Raw genomic sequence first — 14,654 nt, 5'->3', positions numbered from 1 at the left:
AATGACATCACCGCTGGGCATCAAAGCCACAGCGGTGATTAACATCAACAGTCGTGCCGAATATAATATCGTCTGAATTCATGGTTACTGCTTAATCAACTGCCATATCAGGTTGTTCGTTCCCAGCGTTTGCTTGTCCCGCACGCATTGCAGAATCACCCCTTCGACCTTTACCACCGCGCCTTCAGAATAATTACGGTTTTCATACACACAGCAGCGCAGGCAGTTATTGCTTTGCTCTCGAACCGTCGTCCCTGCTCCCCACACTTCCGGTGGAACGGGAACGACAATATCCGTTCCGCCGCGATTAGCCTGCGCCAGCGTGGGCAGCACCAGCATCACACTGGCGAAACACAAAGACACTAACGATTTCATTGATCCTGCTCCTTCGCTTTTTTAGCCTGAGGCTTGCGCCGCTTTGAGGCACCCGACGGCGGTGCAGAAAACCCTTTGAATGCTCTCACTGCACCGTTTTGTTTCGCTTGCTGAATCAGCTCCTGTAAGGAGTTCGTCAGCGGTTGCATAAAATCCTGATAGCGACATTTCTTCTCGCTGATCTGCGTCAACGTGGCTTCCCAATGTGCGGTCATATCAGGATGCGCCGCACTAGCAGGCAGCGAGTGAATTAATGCTCGCCCCGCTTCACTCGCGTGAATATAGCGCGCTTTTTTAAAAAGAAATGTCCGCTTAAACAAGAGCTCGATGATACCTGCACGCGTCGCCTCTGTGCCTAAACCATCGGTCGCCCGCAGGATTTTCTTTAACTCTTTATCCTGCACAAAACGTGCGATACCCGTCATCGCCGATAACAGCGTCGCATCGGTAAAAGGTCGCGGCGGCTGAGTTTGACGCTCAACCACCTCACCGCGTTCACACAGTAATTCATCACCCTTTGCCACCACGGGCAACGGCATGCCTTCGTTTTCTTCGTTTCGCTCTTTGCCGCCTAGCAACGTTCGCCAACCGGCCTCGGCCAGGAATCGTGCTTTGGCAATAAATTTACCGCCCGCAATATCCAATTCAATAACACATTTGCGAAACACGGCGTCCGGGCAGAACTGCATGATGTACTGCCGCGCGACTAAACCATACACCTTGCGTTCATTCTCAGTCAGCGAGGCACTGGCACTGCGAGCAGTAGGAATAATCGCGTGGTGAGCGTCAACCTTACCATCGTCCCAGCAGCGGTTGCGCCGATCGATATCCATAACCGGCTGTGGCAAGAGGTCAGGTTGGTGTACGGCTATCGCATTCAAGACGGCATGACGTCCGGTAAAATGTTCTTCTGGCAGATAGCGACTGTCAGAACGTGGGTACGTAATCAGCTTATGGGTTTCATACAGCTTCTGACACACGTCCAGTACCTGCTGTGCGCTAAGCCCGAAACGCTTCGCAGCCTCAATCTGAAGCGTCGAGAGCGAATAAGGTAGCGGTGCGGTTTCCGATTCCCGCTTATCATTATAGCTGGTGACGAACGCGGGCTGACCGTCGATGCGTTTAACGACGTGATCCGCCAGAGAACGATGCAGCAGGCGCCCTTCTTCATCCTGATAAGGCTCGCAGGATTCGCTGGGCTGCCAGATAGCGACAAAACGTTCATCGGCCGGGGTCACGATATGGGCTTTAACTTCAAAGTAATCTTTGGAAACGAAGTTTTCTATCTCTTCATCTCGCCGCACCACCAGCCCCAGCACTGGCGTTTGTACGCGGCCAACCGACAGCACGCCATCATAACCGGCATTACGCCCCAATATCGTATAGGCACGGGTCATGTTAATGCCGTAGAGCCAATCAGCACGGGAACGCGCCAATGCCGAAACGCACAAGGGAATGAACTCTCTGTTCTCACGCAAGCGAGAAACGGCGCGCTCTACCGCCTGTGGATTGAGATCGTTGATCAGACAACGACGTACCTGCTGACGCTTCTCTTCCGGTAGGGAAAGATAGTCCAGTACTTCATCAACCAGCAGTTGCCCTTCACGATCGGGGTCTCCCGCGTGAATCACTTCGCTGGCATCATTCAGGAGTTTTTTTATGGCGCTCAACTGCTTGCTGACCGAGGGGCGCGGTTGCAACAGCCATTTCTGAGGAATGATCGGTAAGTCGGCGAGAGACCACCGTGCGTAGCGCGCATCATAAACATCCGGTTGCGCCTGCTCCAGCAGGTGCCCCACGCACCACGTCACAACATCATTCTGGCCACAGGCAATAAAACCATCGCCGCGTCGATGCGGTTTGGGTAACACGTCTGCAATCGCCCGCGCAAGGCTAGGCTTTTCGGCAATAAAAAGTCGCATTATTCACCATCAAGCAGACTGGGCATTTCCCGCGTAACTCGCGGGAAAGCACGCTGTAAAACGAGTGGGAAATCGATATTATTCAAAAGACGCGATCAGAAGTAGTGAACAAACGCGTCGGTATCAAGCGGCGTGACCGTGGTCGATGCTTTCAGCTGTGGTGTCCCCAGATAAAGGAAACCGACAATTTCATCCTGTTCGCGACAGTTAAACGCCTCACGGACCAGCGTATTGTGCGTCCAGGCACCGCTACGCCAGATGCCATTAAAGCCTTGTGCCAATGCCGCCATCTGCATCGCCTGAACCGCACAACCGGCGGAGACAATTTGCTCCCAGAGCGGGACTTTCGGGCTATCTTCACAATGCGCGACAACGGTGATAATCAGCGGGGCACGATAAGGAGCCTGACGTGCTTTATCGATGCCAGCTTCGTCCAGCCCCTCGTGCTGCGCAGCACGAGTCAGTAATGTACTAAAACGATCCAGACCATTATTTTCGATCATAAAAAAGCGCCACGGCTGCATCGCACCATGATCCGGCGCACGCATACCGGCGTGGATAATGTTATTCAATGCGTCACCCGTCGGTGCTGGCGTGGTCAGGCGCGAGGCCGAACGACGATTCAATAGCAACTCAAGAGCATCCATCGCACATCTCCTGTCTGGCAATATAATTTCTGCGGTACAACCGATTTCTCAGGAAGAAACAGCGGTACGACAACGTTGCGCGCCACGTTAGCACAAGTAGAAGTTTTGTTACAAGATAACCCCGAAAGGGTGCGCTGCCACGGTGATTTAATGCTGACTTTTTACTGTCTGCTCATTAGGATACTATCACTCCTTGTGCTTCACCACTTGCCAGAGGGCGAGTTGAAGGACGTAGGGCACACGCTGTTTACCCGTTCATGGAGATATCATGCGCACATTGTGGCGAATTTTTAGCGGCTTTTTTAAGTGGACATGGCGTCTGCTTAATTTTATCAGAGAATTTATTCTCAATATTTTCCTTATCGCGCTGATTTTAGCTGGCGTTGGGATCTACTCACAGGTAAAAACGACGCCGGAAGCGGCCACGAAGGGAGCTCTGCTGGTCGATCTGACGGGCGTGGTGGTTGATCAACCAACCGTCAATAATAAGCTGCGTCAATTAGGGCGTGAATTCTTTGGCGCATCGAGCAACCGCCGTCAGGAAAACTCACTGTTTGATATCGTCGACAGCATTCGTCAGGCAAAAGGCGACGACAATATTACCGGAATGGTACTGGACCTCAGCGATTTTACCGGTGCCGATCAGCCGTCTCTGCAATATATTGGCAAGGCGCTGCGCGAATTTCGCGATAGTGGTAAACCCATTTATGCCGTTGGTGACAGCTACAACCAGTCTCAATACTATTTGGCCAGTTTTGCCAATACGGTGTCATTGACGCCACAAGGCAGTGTTGATCTGCACGGTTTTGCGACCAACAACCTCTACTTCAAATCCATGCTCGACAAGCTGAAAGTGACCACCAATATCTTCCGAGTGGGAACGTACAAATCAGCCGTTGAGCCGTATCTGCGTGATGACATGTCACCTGCTGCTCGCGATGCCGATGGCCGCTGGATCAACGCTCTGTGGCAGCAGTATTTAAATACGGTTTCCGCTAATCGTCAGATTACGCCTCAGCAGCTCTTCCCTGGTGCAACCAGCATTATTGCGGGTTTGCAGGCCGTTCAGGGTGACACCGCACGCTATGCGCTGGATAACAAGCTGGTCGATGAAGTGGCATCACGTTCCGTGACCGAACAATCGCTGGTGAAAACGTTCGGCTGGAATAACCAGAAGAACAACTTTAATTCCATCAGCATCTACGACTATGTCGTCAAACCGCCGGTACAAAATAACAACCAGATAGCGGTTGTCTTTGCCAATGGTGCAATCATTGACGGACCGGAAACGCCGGGAATGGTCGGTGGTGATACCACAGCTGCACAAATTCGTGCCGCGCGCCTCGATCCTAAAGTCAAAGCGCTGGTACTGCGCGTCAATAGCCCTGGCGGTAGCGTCACGGCATCGGAACTGATTCGCTCAGAACTGATGTCGCTCCGTATGGCGGGTAAACCGATCGTGGTATCCATGGGCGGCATGGCGGCATCAGGCGGCTACTGGATCTCAACGCCGGCGAACGCAATCATCTCCAGCGCCAGTACGTTAACAGGCTCTATCGGTATTTTTGGCGTGATTACCACGTTCGAAGATTCGCTGGAAAGCCTTGGCGTCCACACGGATGGCGTTGCAACCTCCCCGCTGGCCGATCTGTCGATCACGAAATCGCTGCCACCTGAATTCTCGCAGATGATGCAGTTGAGTATCGAACGCGGTTATAAGAACTTCATCGATATCGTGGCTCAGGCACGTAAGAAAACGCCAGAGCAAATCAATGAGATCGCACAAGGACACGTCTGGGTCGGTAGCGACGCGAAAGAAAATGGTCTGGTCGATCAGATCGGTGATTTTGATGATGCCGTGAAGAAGGCCGCTGAACTGGCAAAACTGGGACAATATCAATTGAACTGGTATGCCGAACAACCGGGTCTGCTCGACACAATGTTGAATCAGGTGAACGCGTCTGTTTACGCCCTGCTGCCCGTTGCTGTTCAGTCTATGCTGCCAGCTCCGGTCGCACAGTTGGCGGAAGTTGTGCGTTCACAGCCGTCCATCATGAATAACCTGAACGACCCGCAGAACCGATACGCATTTTGTCTCACCTGCGGAGAAGTCCGGTAAGATTTATATCGGCTGTTCATATGTACCCTAAATAATTCGAGTTGCAGGACAAAAACGGCAAGCCGTTTTTGAACAGCGCTTGCGCTAACCCTGAAGGGGTGAGGCCATAAGGCCGAATAACGCGGCAACCGAGCGACAAATCGGTTTTATACCGATTTGAACAGCGCTAGCGCTGGCCCGAAGGGTGAATCTCATTTATGAGGCTCATTAATCCCCAGGAGCTTACTCAAGTAAGTGACTGGGGTGACAAATCTGCCGGGAGCAGATTTGAACGCTGCTAGCAGCGGCCCTTTAGGGTGAGGCCCACGATGGGCCGAGTATTTAAGCGAAGCCAACGCACCAGCAACTTGAAGTATGACGGGGATAGCCCGGTAATAGTCATTGCTTATGATGATATTGCTGGGCTGTTTTTCCCTCTATACTTGATTTTTAATCCTGACTCACACCACCATGCAAAAGAAATCCATTTATGTCGCCTATACGGGCGGCACCATAGGCATGCAGCGATCTGCCAATGGCTATGTGCCGGTATCCGGTCATTTACAGCAGCAACTGGCAAAAATGCCCGAATTCCACCGCGAAGAGATGCCTTCGTTCACGATTAATGAATATGACCCACTGATCGATTCGTCTGATATGACACCAGCAGATTGGCAATCCATCGCGGACGATATTCAAGCCCACTACGATGATTATGACGGCTTCGTAATCCTGCATGGTACTGACACAATGGCGTTCACCGCATCTGCGCTCTCGTTTATGCTGGAAAATCTTGCTAAACCAGTCATCGTGACAGGGTCACAAATTCCGCTAGCGGAATTGCGCTCGGACGGCCAGACAAACCTGCTAAACGCCCTATACGTTGCCGCTAATCATCCGATTAATGAAGTCGCACTCTTCTTCAATAACAAACTGTTACGCGGCAACCGCACCACCAAGGCCCATGCGGATGGTTTTGATGCCTTTGCTTCCCCCAACTATCCACCGCTGCTGGAAGCCGGTATCCATATTCGCCGGCTGGCACCCACAGTGGAATGCAGCAACTGTCCGCCACTGAAAGTGCATCACATTACGCCGCAGCCTATTGGGGTGATTACGATTTACCCCGGTATTTCTGCCGATGTCATCAGCAATTTCCTCCGTCAGCCAGTGAAGGCGCTTATCTTGCGATCCTACGGTGTTGGCAACGCGCCGCAAAGCCCCGGGCTGCTACACGAGTTACGAGAAGCCTCCGCACGCGGCATTGTGGTCGTCAACCTGACTCAGTGTATTTCCGGGCGTGTGAATATGGGTGGCTATGCAACAGGCAATGCGCTGGCGAATGCTGGGGTAATTAGTGGCTTTGACATGACCGTTGAGGCAGCATTGACCAAACTGCATTATTTATTGAGCCAGCAAGATTTAAGCGCCGATGAAATCCGCCATTTGATGCAGCAAAACCTGCATGGGGAATTGAGCGATAAAGATTGAGTTAATCACGGAGTAGATAATGAAAAAAGCATTGCTATTAGTTGATTTACAAAATGATTTTTGTCCCGAAGGTGCCTTAGCCGTTAACGAAGGTGACCGCGTCATTGAGGTTGCCAACCGTGCTATTGATGCCTGCCTGGCCGCTGGCGTCGCAGTGATTGCCAGTCAAGATTGGCACCCGACGAACCACGGCAGCTTTGCCGTGAATGCGAATACCAAGGTCGGAGAAATCGGCGAGCTAAACGGGTGGCCGCAGATCTGGTGGCCCGTTCACTGCGTGCAGGGAACAACCGGAGCTGATTTTCATCCAGCGCTTAATCAGTCGGCCATTCAGTGGATCGTACAAAAAGGAACCCAGCCGGAGATCGACAGCTATAGCGCTTTTTTCGATAACGGGCATCGAGTTAAAACCGAATTGGATGCGTGGCTACGCGCCAATCACATCACCCATTTGACCATTCTGGGGCTGGCGACAGATTATTGCATAAAATTCAGTGTGTTGGATGCTATTGCTCTGGGCTATCACACCGAAGTATTGGTGGATGGCTGTCGTGGCGTTAATCTTTCGCCCGACGACAGTGAATCCGCATTACAGGAAATGGCACAGCGTGGAGCAACGCTTACGGATATGACGCAGTTTCTTACCACACTGTCGTCTGTTCGCTAACGTCACTCACAACCGAACATAGCGGCAGCCGATAAGGCTGCCTGCTTACACGTTACGCGTTGCGTTTCTAAAGCCAAGAGTAACTAGGGTTTAAGCGTAACAATCGCATCAGAACCGTTAAACTGGCGTTTCAGCTCCTGCTTGCTCTTCATCACGATTTCGCCATCAGTACCAATCGTCATGTGCTCAGCCTGTTCGTTATGGCGAGCTTGCCACATCATCACCATTTGCAGGCAGTTTTCTTTCTGTTCAGCCGTCAACGCGACACCGTCTGGCCATTTGCCCAACTCTACCGCCGTGACTAGCCGTTGATAAATTTCTGGCGTCATGACGTCGATCAGATCATTGAGTTCCATATCCGGTTTCTGCTCCGAGAAAGATCAGTTTATTATTACTGGATTCCTGTTGCTGACAGCGCGCCATATTAGCTGAATCGTTTAAAGCTAAGATTATCAGCCTGTCACTGCCACACCTATCGCAGACAGATTATCCGTCAACACGTTCGCCATCAACGTCGTCGATAAAGCTCAGTGAGGCGGAATTCACGCAGTAGCGTTCGCCAGTGGTTTTCGGGCCATCAGGGAAAACGTGCCCCAGGTGCGCATCACACTGCCCACAGCGGATCTCGATACGGCGCATATTGTGTGATTCATCCTCCAGATAACGAACCGCCTCTGAGGAAACGGGCTGATCGAAGCTCGGCCAGCCACAGCCGGAATCATATTTACTGTCGGAATAAAACAGCGGAGCCTGACAGCACAAGCAGTGATAAGCGCCTGTGCGCTTGTTATGCAGCAATTTGCCTGAAAACGCAGGCTCGGTACCGCGTTGCTGGGTGACATAGCGCTGCATCTCTGTCATTTCAGTATTATCGGACGGGGTATGCGAAGCAGAGTCGTTAGTCATGGGAGTCTCACAGCGGTGTTAGCAATTCAATTAATCATTGATTATAACAAAAAATTAACAACCTAACAGGCTGTTCTGGCCTAATATTAGGAATGTTATTAGCACGAATATTTAATTGTGATGTGTATCACATAATGAGGTAATGCAGGCTTTATATGATGCATTCCGCCCTCATATCAGTCTTAGATGTTACTTAGTTACAGGGTCGAGCGGTTTTCGCACAAAGTTTGGTCATAGGTTTGACTTACAGCAACTATTGACACGATTCCGCTTGACGCTCAGCAAGGTTTTTGTAATTTTACAACCAACCTTTTTATTCACAAATTTTTATTCACAAACCAATAGCTGGTGGAATATATGACTATCAAAGTAGGTATCAACGGTTTTGGCCGTATCGGCCGTATTGTTTTCCGCGCTGCACAAGAGCGTTCTGACATCGAGATCGTTGCAATCAACGACCTGTTAGACGCTGAGTACATGGCGTATATGCTGAAGTACGACTCTACTCATGGTCGTTTCAACGGCACCGTTGAAGTTAAAGATGGCCACCTGGTTGTTAACGGTAAAACCATTCGTGTTACCGCAGAGCGCGACCCTTCAAACCTGAAGTGGAACGAAGTTAACGTTGATGTTGTTGCTGAAGCAACTGGCCTGTTCCTGACTGACGAAACTGCACGTAAACACATCGCTGCTGGTGCGAAGAAAGTCGTTCTGACTGGTCCATCTAAAGATGACACCCCAATGTTCGTTATGGGCGTAAACCACAAAACTTACGCAGGTCAGGAAATCGTTTCTAACGCATCTTGCACCACTAACTGCCTGGCTCCGCTGGCAAAAGTCATCAACGACAACTTCGGTATCGTTGAAGCACTGATGACCACCGTTCACGCAACGACTGCAACGCAGAAAACGGTTGATGGCCCGTCTCACAAAGACTGGCGCGGCGGCCGCGGCGCATCTCAGAACATCATCCCATCTTCTACCGGTGCGGCTAAAGCAGTAGGTAAAGTTATCCCTGAGCTGAACGGCAAACTGACTGGTATGGCGTTCCGCGTCCCTACCCCGAACGTTTCTGTTGTTGACTTGACTGCTCGTCTGGAAAAACCAGCGTCTTACAAAGAAGTTTGTGCAGCAATTAAAGCCGCTGCTGAAGGCGAACTGAAAGGCGTTCTGGGCTACACCGAAGATGACGTTGTTTCTACCGATTTCAACGGTGAAAAACTGACTTCTGTGTTCGATGCCAAAGCCGGTATCGCACTGAACGACAACTTTGTGAAACTGGTTTCCTGGTACGACAACGAAACAGGTTATTCAAACAAGGTTCTGGATCTGATCGCTCACATTTCTAAATAAGCGTCAGCGATGATTCGGTGAAAAAAGGGCGACGTGATGTCGCCCTTTTTTATTGTTAATTGCAGATTTCTTTTTACAACGAAAAACAATCAAAAAAAGGCTCTATCATGCATAACACAATTTTCTCACTCCCCGTCACTAAGCAAATTAGCGCAACCCTCAGCCAGCGTCAGTTGGACCAATTACCCATCATCGTCGTTGATCATCCTGAAGTTCGCGCAGCAGTAGCACTACAAGGCGCGCACCTGCTCAGTTGGCAGCCGACAAACGAAGAGCCAGTGCTTTGGCTGAGCGACAATACACCGTTTACTCATCACGTTGCTATCCGTGGCGGTGTCCCTATCTGTTTCCCTTGGTTTGGGCCTTTCGCCGAACCTAACCACGGTTTTGCCCGTCTGCTGCCGTGGGAATTTACCGCTCACAGCGAAGATGAGCACGGCGTACAGCTCACGTTCACGCTGCGCGATAACGAAGAAACGCGTAAGAGCTGGCCGCATGAATTCACACTCATCGCCCGCTTCAAGCTGGGCAAGGAGTGCGGTATTGAACTGGAAGCGCATGGCGATTACAGCATTACCAGCGCGCTGCACACCTATTTCAACATCGGCAACATCAGCGATATTCGCATTGCCGGTCTGGGTGAACCATTCATTGATAAGGTCGATCAAGGCAAGCTGGCAACGCAGCAAGGCGATCTGGTCTTTACCGATCGTACAGACCGTATCTATACCAAGCCGCAGGACACTAGCGTGGTGCATGATGCAGTACTGAAACGCGCCATTGAAGTCCACCATACACACCATAGCGATGTAGTGTCATGGAACCCCGGTGCAGAGCTTTCTCGTACGATTAGCGATATGCCGGATGAGGGATATAAAACGTTCGTGTGCGTGGAAACAGCGCGAATTAACCAACCGTTTGTAGCGTCCGACAACGCTCCGGCTCGTCTGACGACGGTTATCCGCATCAAGAAATAACCACTGCTATATATACCCTTAGCTATAGGGTGTATGGCTGCTTATGCCATACACCCTCTTCTGCAAATCCTTTCGTTTCCGCTACACCACATCCAGATGCTGTTTGCGCGTTGGCGGTGGAAACGCCTGATCTAGCTGCGCGATATGCTCCGCAGACAACAGCACGTCCAGCGCTTTCGCATTTTCCTGAACATGCGTTACAGAACTTGCTTTTGGAATCGCGATCACCCCCGGCTGACGAATGGCCCACGCCAATAAAAGTTGAGCAGGTGTGATGCTATGTTCGCGTGCAATTTGATTCACCACTGGGTGTGAGAATAATCCATCACGCAATCGCCCTGCCTGCGCCAGCGGGCAATACGCCATCACGGGAAGCTGTTGTTGCTGACACCACGGCAACAAATCAAACTCAATGCCGCGCGATGCCAAATGGTAAAGCACCTGATTGGTCATACAGCGCTGCCCGCCGCTTAGCGACCACAACTCTTGTATATCCTCAAGGTCGAGATTGGATACGCCCCATTGACCAATTTTACCTGCCTGCTGCAACCGTTCCATCGCCGCAATCGTATCGACGAGTGGGATACCGTCGCGCCAGTGCAGCAGATACAAATCAATACGCTCGGTTTTCAGTCGCTTCAGACTACGTTCACACGCCTGTATCGCTTTTTCGCCTCCCGCATTGTGCGGGTAGACTTTCGATACCAAATAAACGCTATCGCGACGGCCACGAATCGCTTCCCCGACTACGTCTTCCGCCCTACCTTCCGCGTACATTTCAGCGGTATCAATCAACGTTAAACCGAGGTCGATACCCGTTTGCAGCGCGGTCACTTCCTGTGCTTTCATTCGAGCATTTTCGCCCATGTACCACGTTCCCTGACCGATTGCCGGTACGCGGGTATCATCTGGAAAATGAATCGCTTTTGTCATGAATCTCTCCCTTGTTTTCCGTCAACGTAACGTGTTTACCGTCAACCTAACATGGCATTCGGCGCACTATAAACGTGCAAATGGGGTGATATCACCCCATTATTGTACGGCAGATGCACCATGCTAACGAAAAGCGTTAGAAGCGATAGCTGACGCCCGCGCTCATTAAGATGCTGTGGTTACTATCGACGATAGGGCTGTCTTTCATTTCGTCAGACAAGCGCGTGTAACGACCGACGGCCCAAGCGCTCCAGCTTTCGTTAATCTGATAGCCCGCGCTTAGTTCAAGATACGGAGCCCAGCCATCACCAGGGCTGTACTGGTTAAAGCCAGAACGCGAAGATTCTTGCGCACTCACACCGTAGTAATACTGGTTCATGTTTTCACTAAACCAAGTCGCACCGATACCGGGGGTGATGCTCAGATCGCCCATTGAGAAACGGTAAAGGTAGGCGGTATCCCACGCGAAGCCGTTGCTGTAATCCAGCGTATCGCCTGCCAGCACGGTACGAATTTCACCCCAGTCAGCGGTATGACGATAAGCCGCACCGGCCATTAGCGTCCCACGGCGTTTATTCAACTGTTTCATACGCTGATCGTCGCTATCTCCCGGTTTAAAACCTAAAGGCAGGTAGTAGGCCGTTAAAGAGAAACGATTTACGCCGTCATTCCACAGGTAGTATCCACCACCCAGCCCGCGGAAATAAAAACTATCACTTTCATAATTCAGTACAGGAAGCGGATAAACATCATTATCAACACCACGATACACGGACGTTGAGCCCACAGCGCCAAGGCCCAGAGAAACATCTGCGGCATAGGCTGAAGGCAGGACCACAGCACCAGAAATCAGCGCGGCCAGCACACATAGTTGAGGTTTTTTCACAGTTTTCTATTTCCTATTACAGATAAACATCATGAAACATGATAAGCCAATTACACCCGTTCGCGTTCAGGTTATATAAAAATAACATTAACGAATAACCGATATATTCGATAGGTTTTACGTGCGCTAACGTCTGTAATAGGCAGTGTTCTTAAGGCTGAGAGCCTATTAACTGTAATGTTACACGGATTTTCCTGAAAGTGAGTCATTGAAATATCTTAAAAATACGTCCGTGGACTAGAGGAAATTTTACGGATGCAAACTACGCTTTAATACAGAAGGTGACGTCTTCCTGACCAGCAGGTATGAATAAAATTACGACGCCCTGACGCGACAAGTTGGCATAAGGGTTGCTGGACTAAAAAGACTTCTTCTTTCGGAGGGCAATACATTAATAGACATATATTCCACACGCTCTCTTAATCTGTGCTAATCGACGAAGGACGGGCATCGCTATGAACATATTTGATCACTACCGCCAGCGCTACGACGCTGCCAAGGACGAAGAGTTCACTCTGCAGGAATTCCTTACCATCTGTCAGCAAGATCGCAATGCTTATGTAAATGCGGCTGAACGATTGTTAACGGCTATCGGTGAGCCTGTAATGGTGGATACCGCCCAAGAATCACGAATGTCGCGCCTATTCTCTAACCGGGTGATTGCCCGCTATCCTGCTTTTGAAGAATTCTATGGTATGGAAGAGGCTATCGAACAGATTGTCTCTTACCTGAAGCATGCCGCGCAGGGATTGGAAGAGAAGAAACAGATTCTGTATTTGTTGGGGCCAGTCGGCGGCGGGAAATCCTCTCTAGCCGAACGCCTGAAAGCACTGATGCAGCGCGTGCCTATTTACATCCTCAGCGCCAACGGCGAGCACAGCCCAGTAAATGATCATCCGCTCTGCCTATTCAATCCGCAGGAAGATGCTGGGATACTCGAGAAAGAGTACACGATTCCACGGCGCTACCTCGGCACCATTATGTCGCCATGGGCGGCCAAACGCCTCCAGGAATTCGGCGGCGATATTTCCAAATTCAGAGTCGTCAAAGTGTGGCCATCAATTCTGGCGCAAATCGGGATCGCGAAAACCGAACCCGGCGATGAAAACAATCAGGACATTTCAGCGCTGGTCGGTAAAGTCGATATCCGCAAGCTCGAACATTTTGCCCAGAACGATCCCGATGCCTACGGCTACTCCGGTGCATTGTGCCGCGCGAACCAAGGCATTATGGAATTCGTTGAGATGTTCAAAGCCCCTATCAAGGTGCTCCATCCGCTGCTGACCGCCACACAGGAAGGCAACTATAACGGGACGGAAGGCATTGCTGCCCTGCCGTTCAACGGGATTATTCTGGCGCACTCCAACGAATCCGAGTGGGTGCAGTTCCGTAACAACAAGAACAATGAAGCGTTCCTCGACCGCGTGTATATCGTGAAGGTGCCCTACTGCCTGCGCGTGTCCGAAGAGGTCAAGATCTACGACAAGCTGCTGGATCACAGCGAGCTGACACATGCCCCTTGCGCACCCGGCACGCTGGAAACGCTGGCTCGCTTCTCCATTCTGTCGCGACTGAAAGATCCCGAAAACTCCAGCCTCTACTCCAAAATGCGGGTTTACGACGGGGAAAGCCTGAAAGATACCGATCCGAAGGCCAAATCCTATCAGGAGTATCGTGACTACGCGGGCGTGGATGAAGGGATGAACGGTCTGTCGACCCGCTTTGCGTTTAAGATTCTGTCACGCGTCTTCAACTTCGATCACAGCGAAGTCGCCGCCAACCCGGTACACCTGTTCTACGTACTGGAACAGCAGATCGAACGCGAGCAGTTCCCGCAGGAGCTGGCAGAGAAATATCTGGAGCACCTGAAAGGGTATCTGACGCCGAAGTACGCGGAGTTTATCGGTAAAGAGATCCAGACCGCCTATCTCGAATCCTATTCCGAATACGGGCAGAACATTTTTGACCGTTATGTTACCTATGCGGATTTCTGGATTCAGGATCAGGAGTACCGTGATCCAGATACCGGTCAGCTGTTTGACCGTGAATCGCTGAACGCCGAGCTGGAAAAGATCGAGAAGCCCGCAGGGATCAGTAATCCCAAAGACTTCCGTAACGAGATCGTCAACTTTGTCCTGCGCGCCCGTGCCAGCAATAGCAGCCGGAATCCAAACTGGACCAGTTACGAAAAACTGCGCACGGTTATCGAGAAGAAGATGTTCTCCAACACGGAAGAGCTGCTGCCTGTGATTTCGTTTAACACCAAAACCTCAACGGATGAACAGAAAAAACATGATGACTTCGTCGATCGCATGATGGAGAAAGGCTACACCCGGAAGCAGGTTCGTTTGCTGTGCGAATGGTATCTGCGGGTGAGGAAGTCATCATAATGACGCACG

The 14,654-nt window shown here is 50.9% G+C and carries 13 protein-coding genes; 6 read left to right on the top strand and 7 right to left on the bottom strand.

The annotated features are described in order from the left end of the window. Positions 1 to 84: 84 nt before the first annotated feature. From GZ59_RS10715 to GZ59_RS10705, 3 genes are all read right to left on the bottom strand, one after another. Entirely contained in the window at positions 85 to 375 is a 291-nt protein-coding gene (locus tag GZ59_RS10715; RefSeq protein ID WP_011093893.1) for a YnjH family protein, read from the bottom strand. Further along, complete coding sequence (locus tag GZ59_RS10710; protein ID WP_011093894.1) at positions 372 to 2,297, bottom strand: DNA topoisomerase III; 1,926 nt, start codon at positions 2,295 to 2,297, stop codon at positions 372 to 374. Before GZ59_RS10710 ends, GZ59_RS10715 begins: the two co-directional genes overlap by 4 nt. 95 nt (positions 2,298 to 2,392) lie before the next feature. After that, complete coding sequence (locus GZ59_RS10705; protein WP_011093895.1) at positions 2,393 to 2,944, bottom strand: NAD(P)H nitroreductase; 552 nt, start codon at positions 2,942 to 2,944, stop codon at positions 2,393 to 2,395. A gap of 268 nt (positions 2,945 to 3,212) precedes the next feature. Here GZ59_RS10705 and sppA point away from each other — a divergent pair, with 268 nt between their 5' ends. The 3 genes from sppA to pncA all read left to right on the top strand — a co-directional run bounded on the left by sppA (position 3,213) and on the right by pncA (position 7,200). Then, a complete protein-coding gene (gene sppA, locus GZ59_RS10700; RefSeq protein ID WP_011093896.1) occupies positions 3,213 to 5,063 on the top strand; it encodes a signal peptide peptidase SppA in 1,851 nt (616 codons plus the stop codon). Between the two features lie 450 nt (positions 5,064 to 5,513). After that, complete coding sequence (gene ansA, locus GZ59_RS10695; protein WP_011093897.1) at positions 5,514 to 6,533, top strand: asparaginase; 1,020 nt, start codon at positions 5,514 to 5,516, stop codon at positions 6,531 to 6,533. A gap of 19 nt (positions 6,534 to 6,552) precedes the next feature. Further along, on the top strand, positions 6,553 to 7,200 hold the full coding sequence (gene pncA, locus GZ59_RS10690) for a bifunctional nicotinamidase/pyrazinamidase (protein WP_011093898.1): 648 nt from the start codon (positions 6,553 to 6,555) through the stop codon (positions 7,198 to 7,200). An 83-nt stretch (positions 7,201 to 7,283) separates the two neighbouring features. On the opposite strand, the gene GZ59_RS10685 is transcribed toward pncA, so the two are convergent. Both GZ59_RS10685 and msrB read right to left on the bottom strand, forming a co-directional pair. Continuing rightward, positions 7,284 to 7,556, bottom strand: coding sequence for a YeaC family protein (locus tag GZ59_RS10685; RefSeq protein WP_011093899.1), 273 nt, complete (start codon positions 7,554 to 7,556; stop codon positions 7,284 to 7,286). 130 nt (positions 7,557 to 7,686) lie between these two features. Continuing rightward, complete coding sequence (msrB, locus tag GZ59_RS10680) at positions 7,687 to 8,106, bottom strand: peptide-methionine (R)-S-oxide reductase MsrB (RefSeq protein ID WP_011093900.1); 420 nt, start codon at positions 8,104 to 8,106, stop codon at positions 7,687 to 7,689. A gap of 357 nt (positions 8,107 to 8,463) precedes the next feature. On the opposite strand from msrB, the gene gapA reads away from it, so the two are divergent. Both gapA and GZ59_RS10670 read left to right on the top strand, forming a co-directional pair. Beyond that, positions 8,464 to 9,459 carry a glyceraldehyde-3-phosphate dehydrogenase gene (gene gapA, locus GZ59_RS10675; RefSeq protein ID WP_039291706.1) on the top strand — a complete coding sequence of 332 codons (996 nt, stop codon included), beginning with the start codon at positions 8,464 to 8,466 and terminating at the stop codon, positions 9,457 to 9,459. A gap of 107 nt (positions 9,460 to 9,566) precedes the next feature. Further along, entirely contained in the window at positions 9,567 to 10,436 is an 870-nt protein-coding gene (locus GZ59_RS10670; RefSeq protein ID WP_011093902.1) for a D-hexose-6-phosphate mutarotase, read from the top strand. Between the two features lie 81 nt (positions 10,437 to 10,517). On the opposite strand, the gene GZ59_RS10665 is transcribed toward GZ59_RS10670, so the two are convergent. Both GZ59_RS10665 and GZ59_RS10660 read right to left on the bottom strand, forming a co-directional pair. Next, the gene (locus GZ59_RS10665; RefSeq protein WP_011093903.1) at positions 10,518 to 11,369 is read right to left on the bottom strand and encodes an aldo/keto reductase; all 852 of its coding nucleotides are present in this window, start codon (positions 11,367 to 11,369) and stop codon (positions 10,518 to 10,520) included. A gap of 136 nt (positions 11,370 to 11,505) precedes the next feature. After that, entirely contained in the window at positions 11,506 to 12,255 is a 750-nt protein-coding gene (locus tag GZ59_RS10660; protein ID WP_011093904.1) for a MipA/OmpV family protein, read from the bottom strand. A 455-nt stretch (positions 12,256 to 12,710) separates the two neighbouring features. On the opposite strand from GZ59_RS10660, the gene yeaG reads away from it, so the two are divergent. Further along, positions 12,711 to 14,645: a protein kinase YeaG gene (gene yeaG, locus GZ59_RS10655; RefSeq protein ID WP_011093905.1), complete on the top strand. Its 1,935-nt coding sequence runs from the start codon at positions 12,711 to 12,713 to the stop codon at positions 14,643 to 14,645. Positions 14,646 to 14,654 lie beyond the last annotated feature (9 nt).

Source organism: Pectobacterium atrosepticum (assembly GCF_000740965.1).
In the GTDB taxonomy this organism is placed as follows: domain Bacteria; phylum Pseudomonadota; class Gammaproteobacteria; order Enterobacterales; family Enterobacteriaceae; genus Pectobacterium; species Pectobacterium atrosepticum.
The sequence above is the reverse complement of the archived record's forward strand: the minus strand, read 5'-3'. Positions and strand labels throughout refer to the sequence as shown.

What these genes read in the sequence shown, in the direction of transcription:
- GZ59_RS10715 (WP_011093893.1), bottom strand. Translation starts at nt 375, where the DNA reads ATGAAATCGTTAGTGTCTTTGTGTTTCGCCAGTGTGATGCTGGTGCTG.
- GZ59_RS10710 (WP_011093894.1), bottom strand. Translation starts at nt 2,297, where the DNA reads ATGCGACTTTTTATTGCCGAAAAGCCTAGCCTTGCGCGGGCGATTGCA.
- GZ59_RS10705 (WP_011093895.1), bottom strand. Translation starts at nt 2,944, where the DNA reads ATGGATGCTCTTGAGTTGCTATTGAATCGTCGTTCGGCCTCGCGCCTG.
- sppA (WP_011093896.1), top strand. Translation starts at nt 3,213, where the DNA reads ATGCGCACATTGTGGCGAATTTTTAGCGGCTTTTTTAAGTGGACATGG.
- ansA (WP_011093897.1), top strand. Translation starts at nt 5,514, where the DNA reads ATGCAAAAGAAATCCATTTATGTCGCCTATACGGGCGGCACCATAGGC.
- pncA (WP_011093898.1), top strand. Translation starts at nt 6,553, where the DNA reads ATGAAAAAAGCATTGCTATTAGTTGATTTACAAAATGATTTTTGTCCC.
- GZ59_RS10685 (WP_011093899.1), bottom strand. Translation starts at nt 7,556, where the DNA reads ATGGAACTCAATGATCTGATCGACGTCATGACGCCAGAAATTTATCAA.
- msrB (WP_011093900.1), bottom strand. Translation starts at nt 8,106, where the DNA reads ATGACTAACGACTCTGCTTCGCATACCCCGTCCGATAATACTGAAATG.
- gapA (WP_039291706.1), top strand. Translation starts at nt 8,464, where the DNA reads ATGACTATCAAAGTAGGTATCAACGGTTTTGGCCGTATCGGCCGTATT.
- GZ59_RS10670 (WP_011093902.1), top strand. Translation starts at nt 9,567, where the DNA reads ATGCATAACACAATTTTCTCACTCCCCGTCACTAAGCAAATTAGCGCA.
- GZ59_RS10665 (WP_011093903.1), bottom strand. Translation starts at nt 11,369, where the DNA reads ATGACAAAAGCGATTCATTTTCCAGATGATACCCGCGTACCGGCAATC.
- yeaG (WP_011093905.1), top strand. Translation starts at nt 12,711, where the DNA reads ATGAACATATTTGATCACTACCGCCAGCGCTACGACGCTGCCAAGGAC.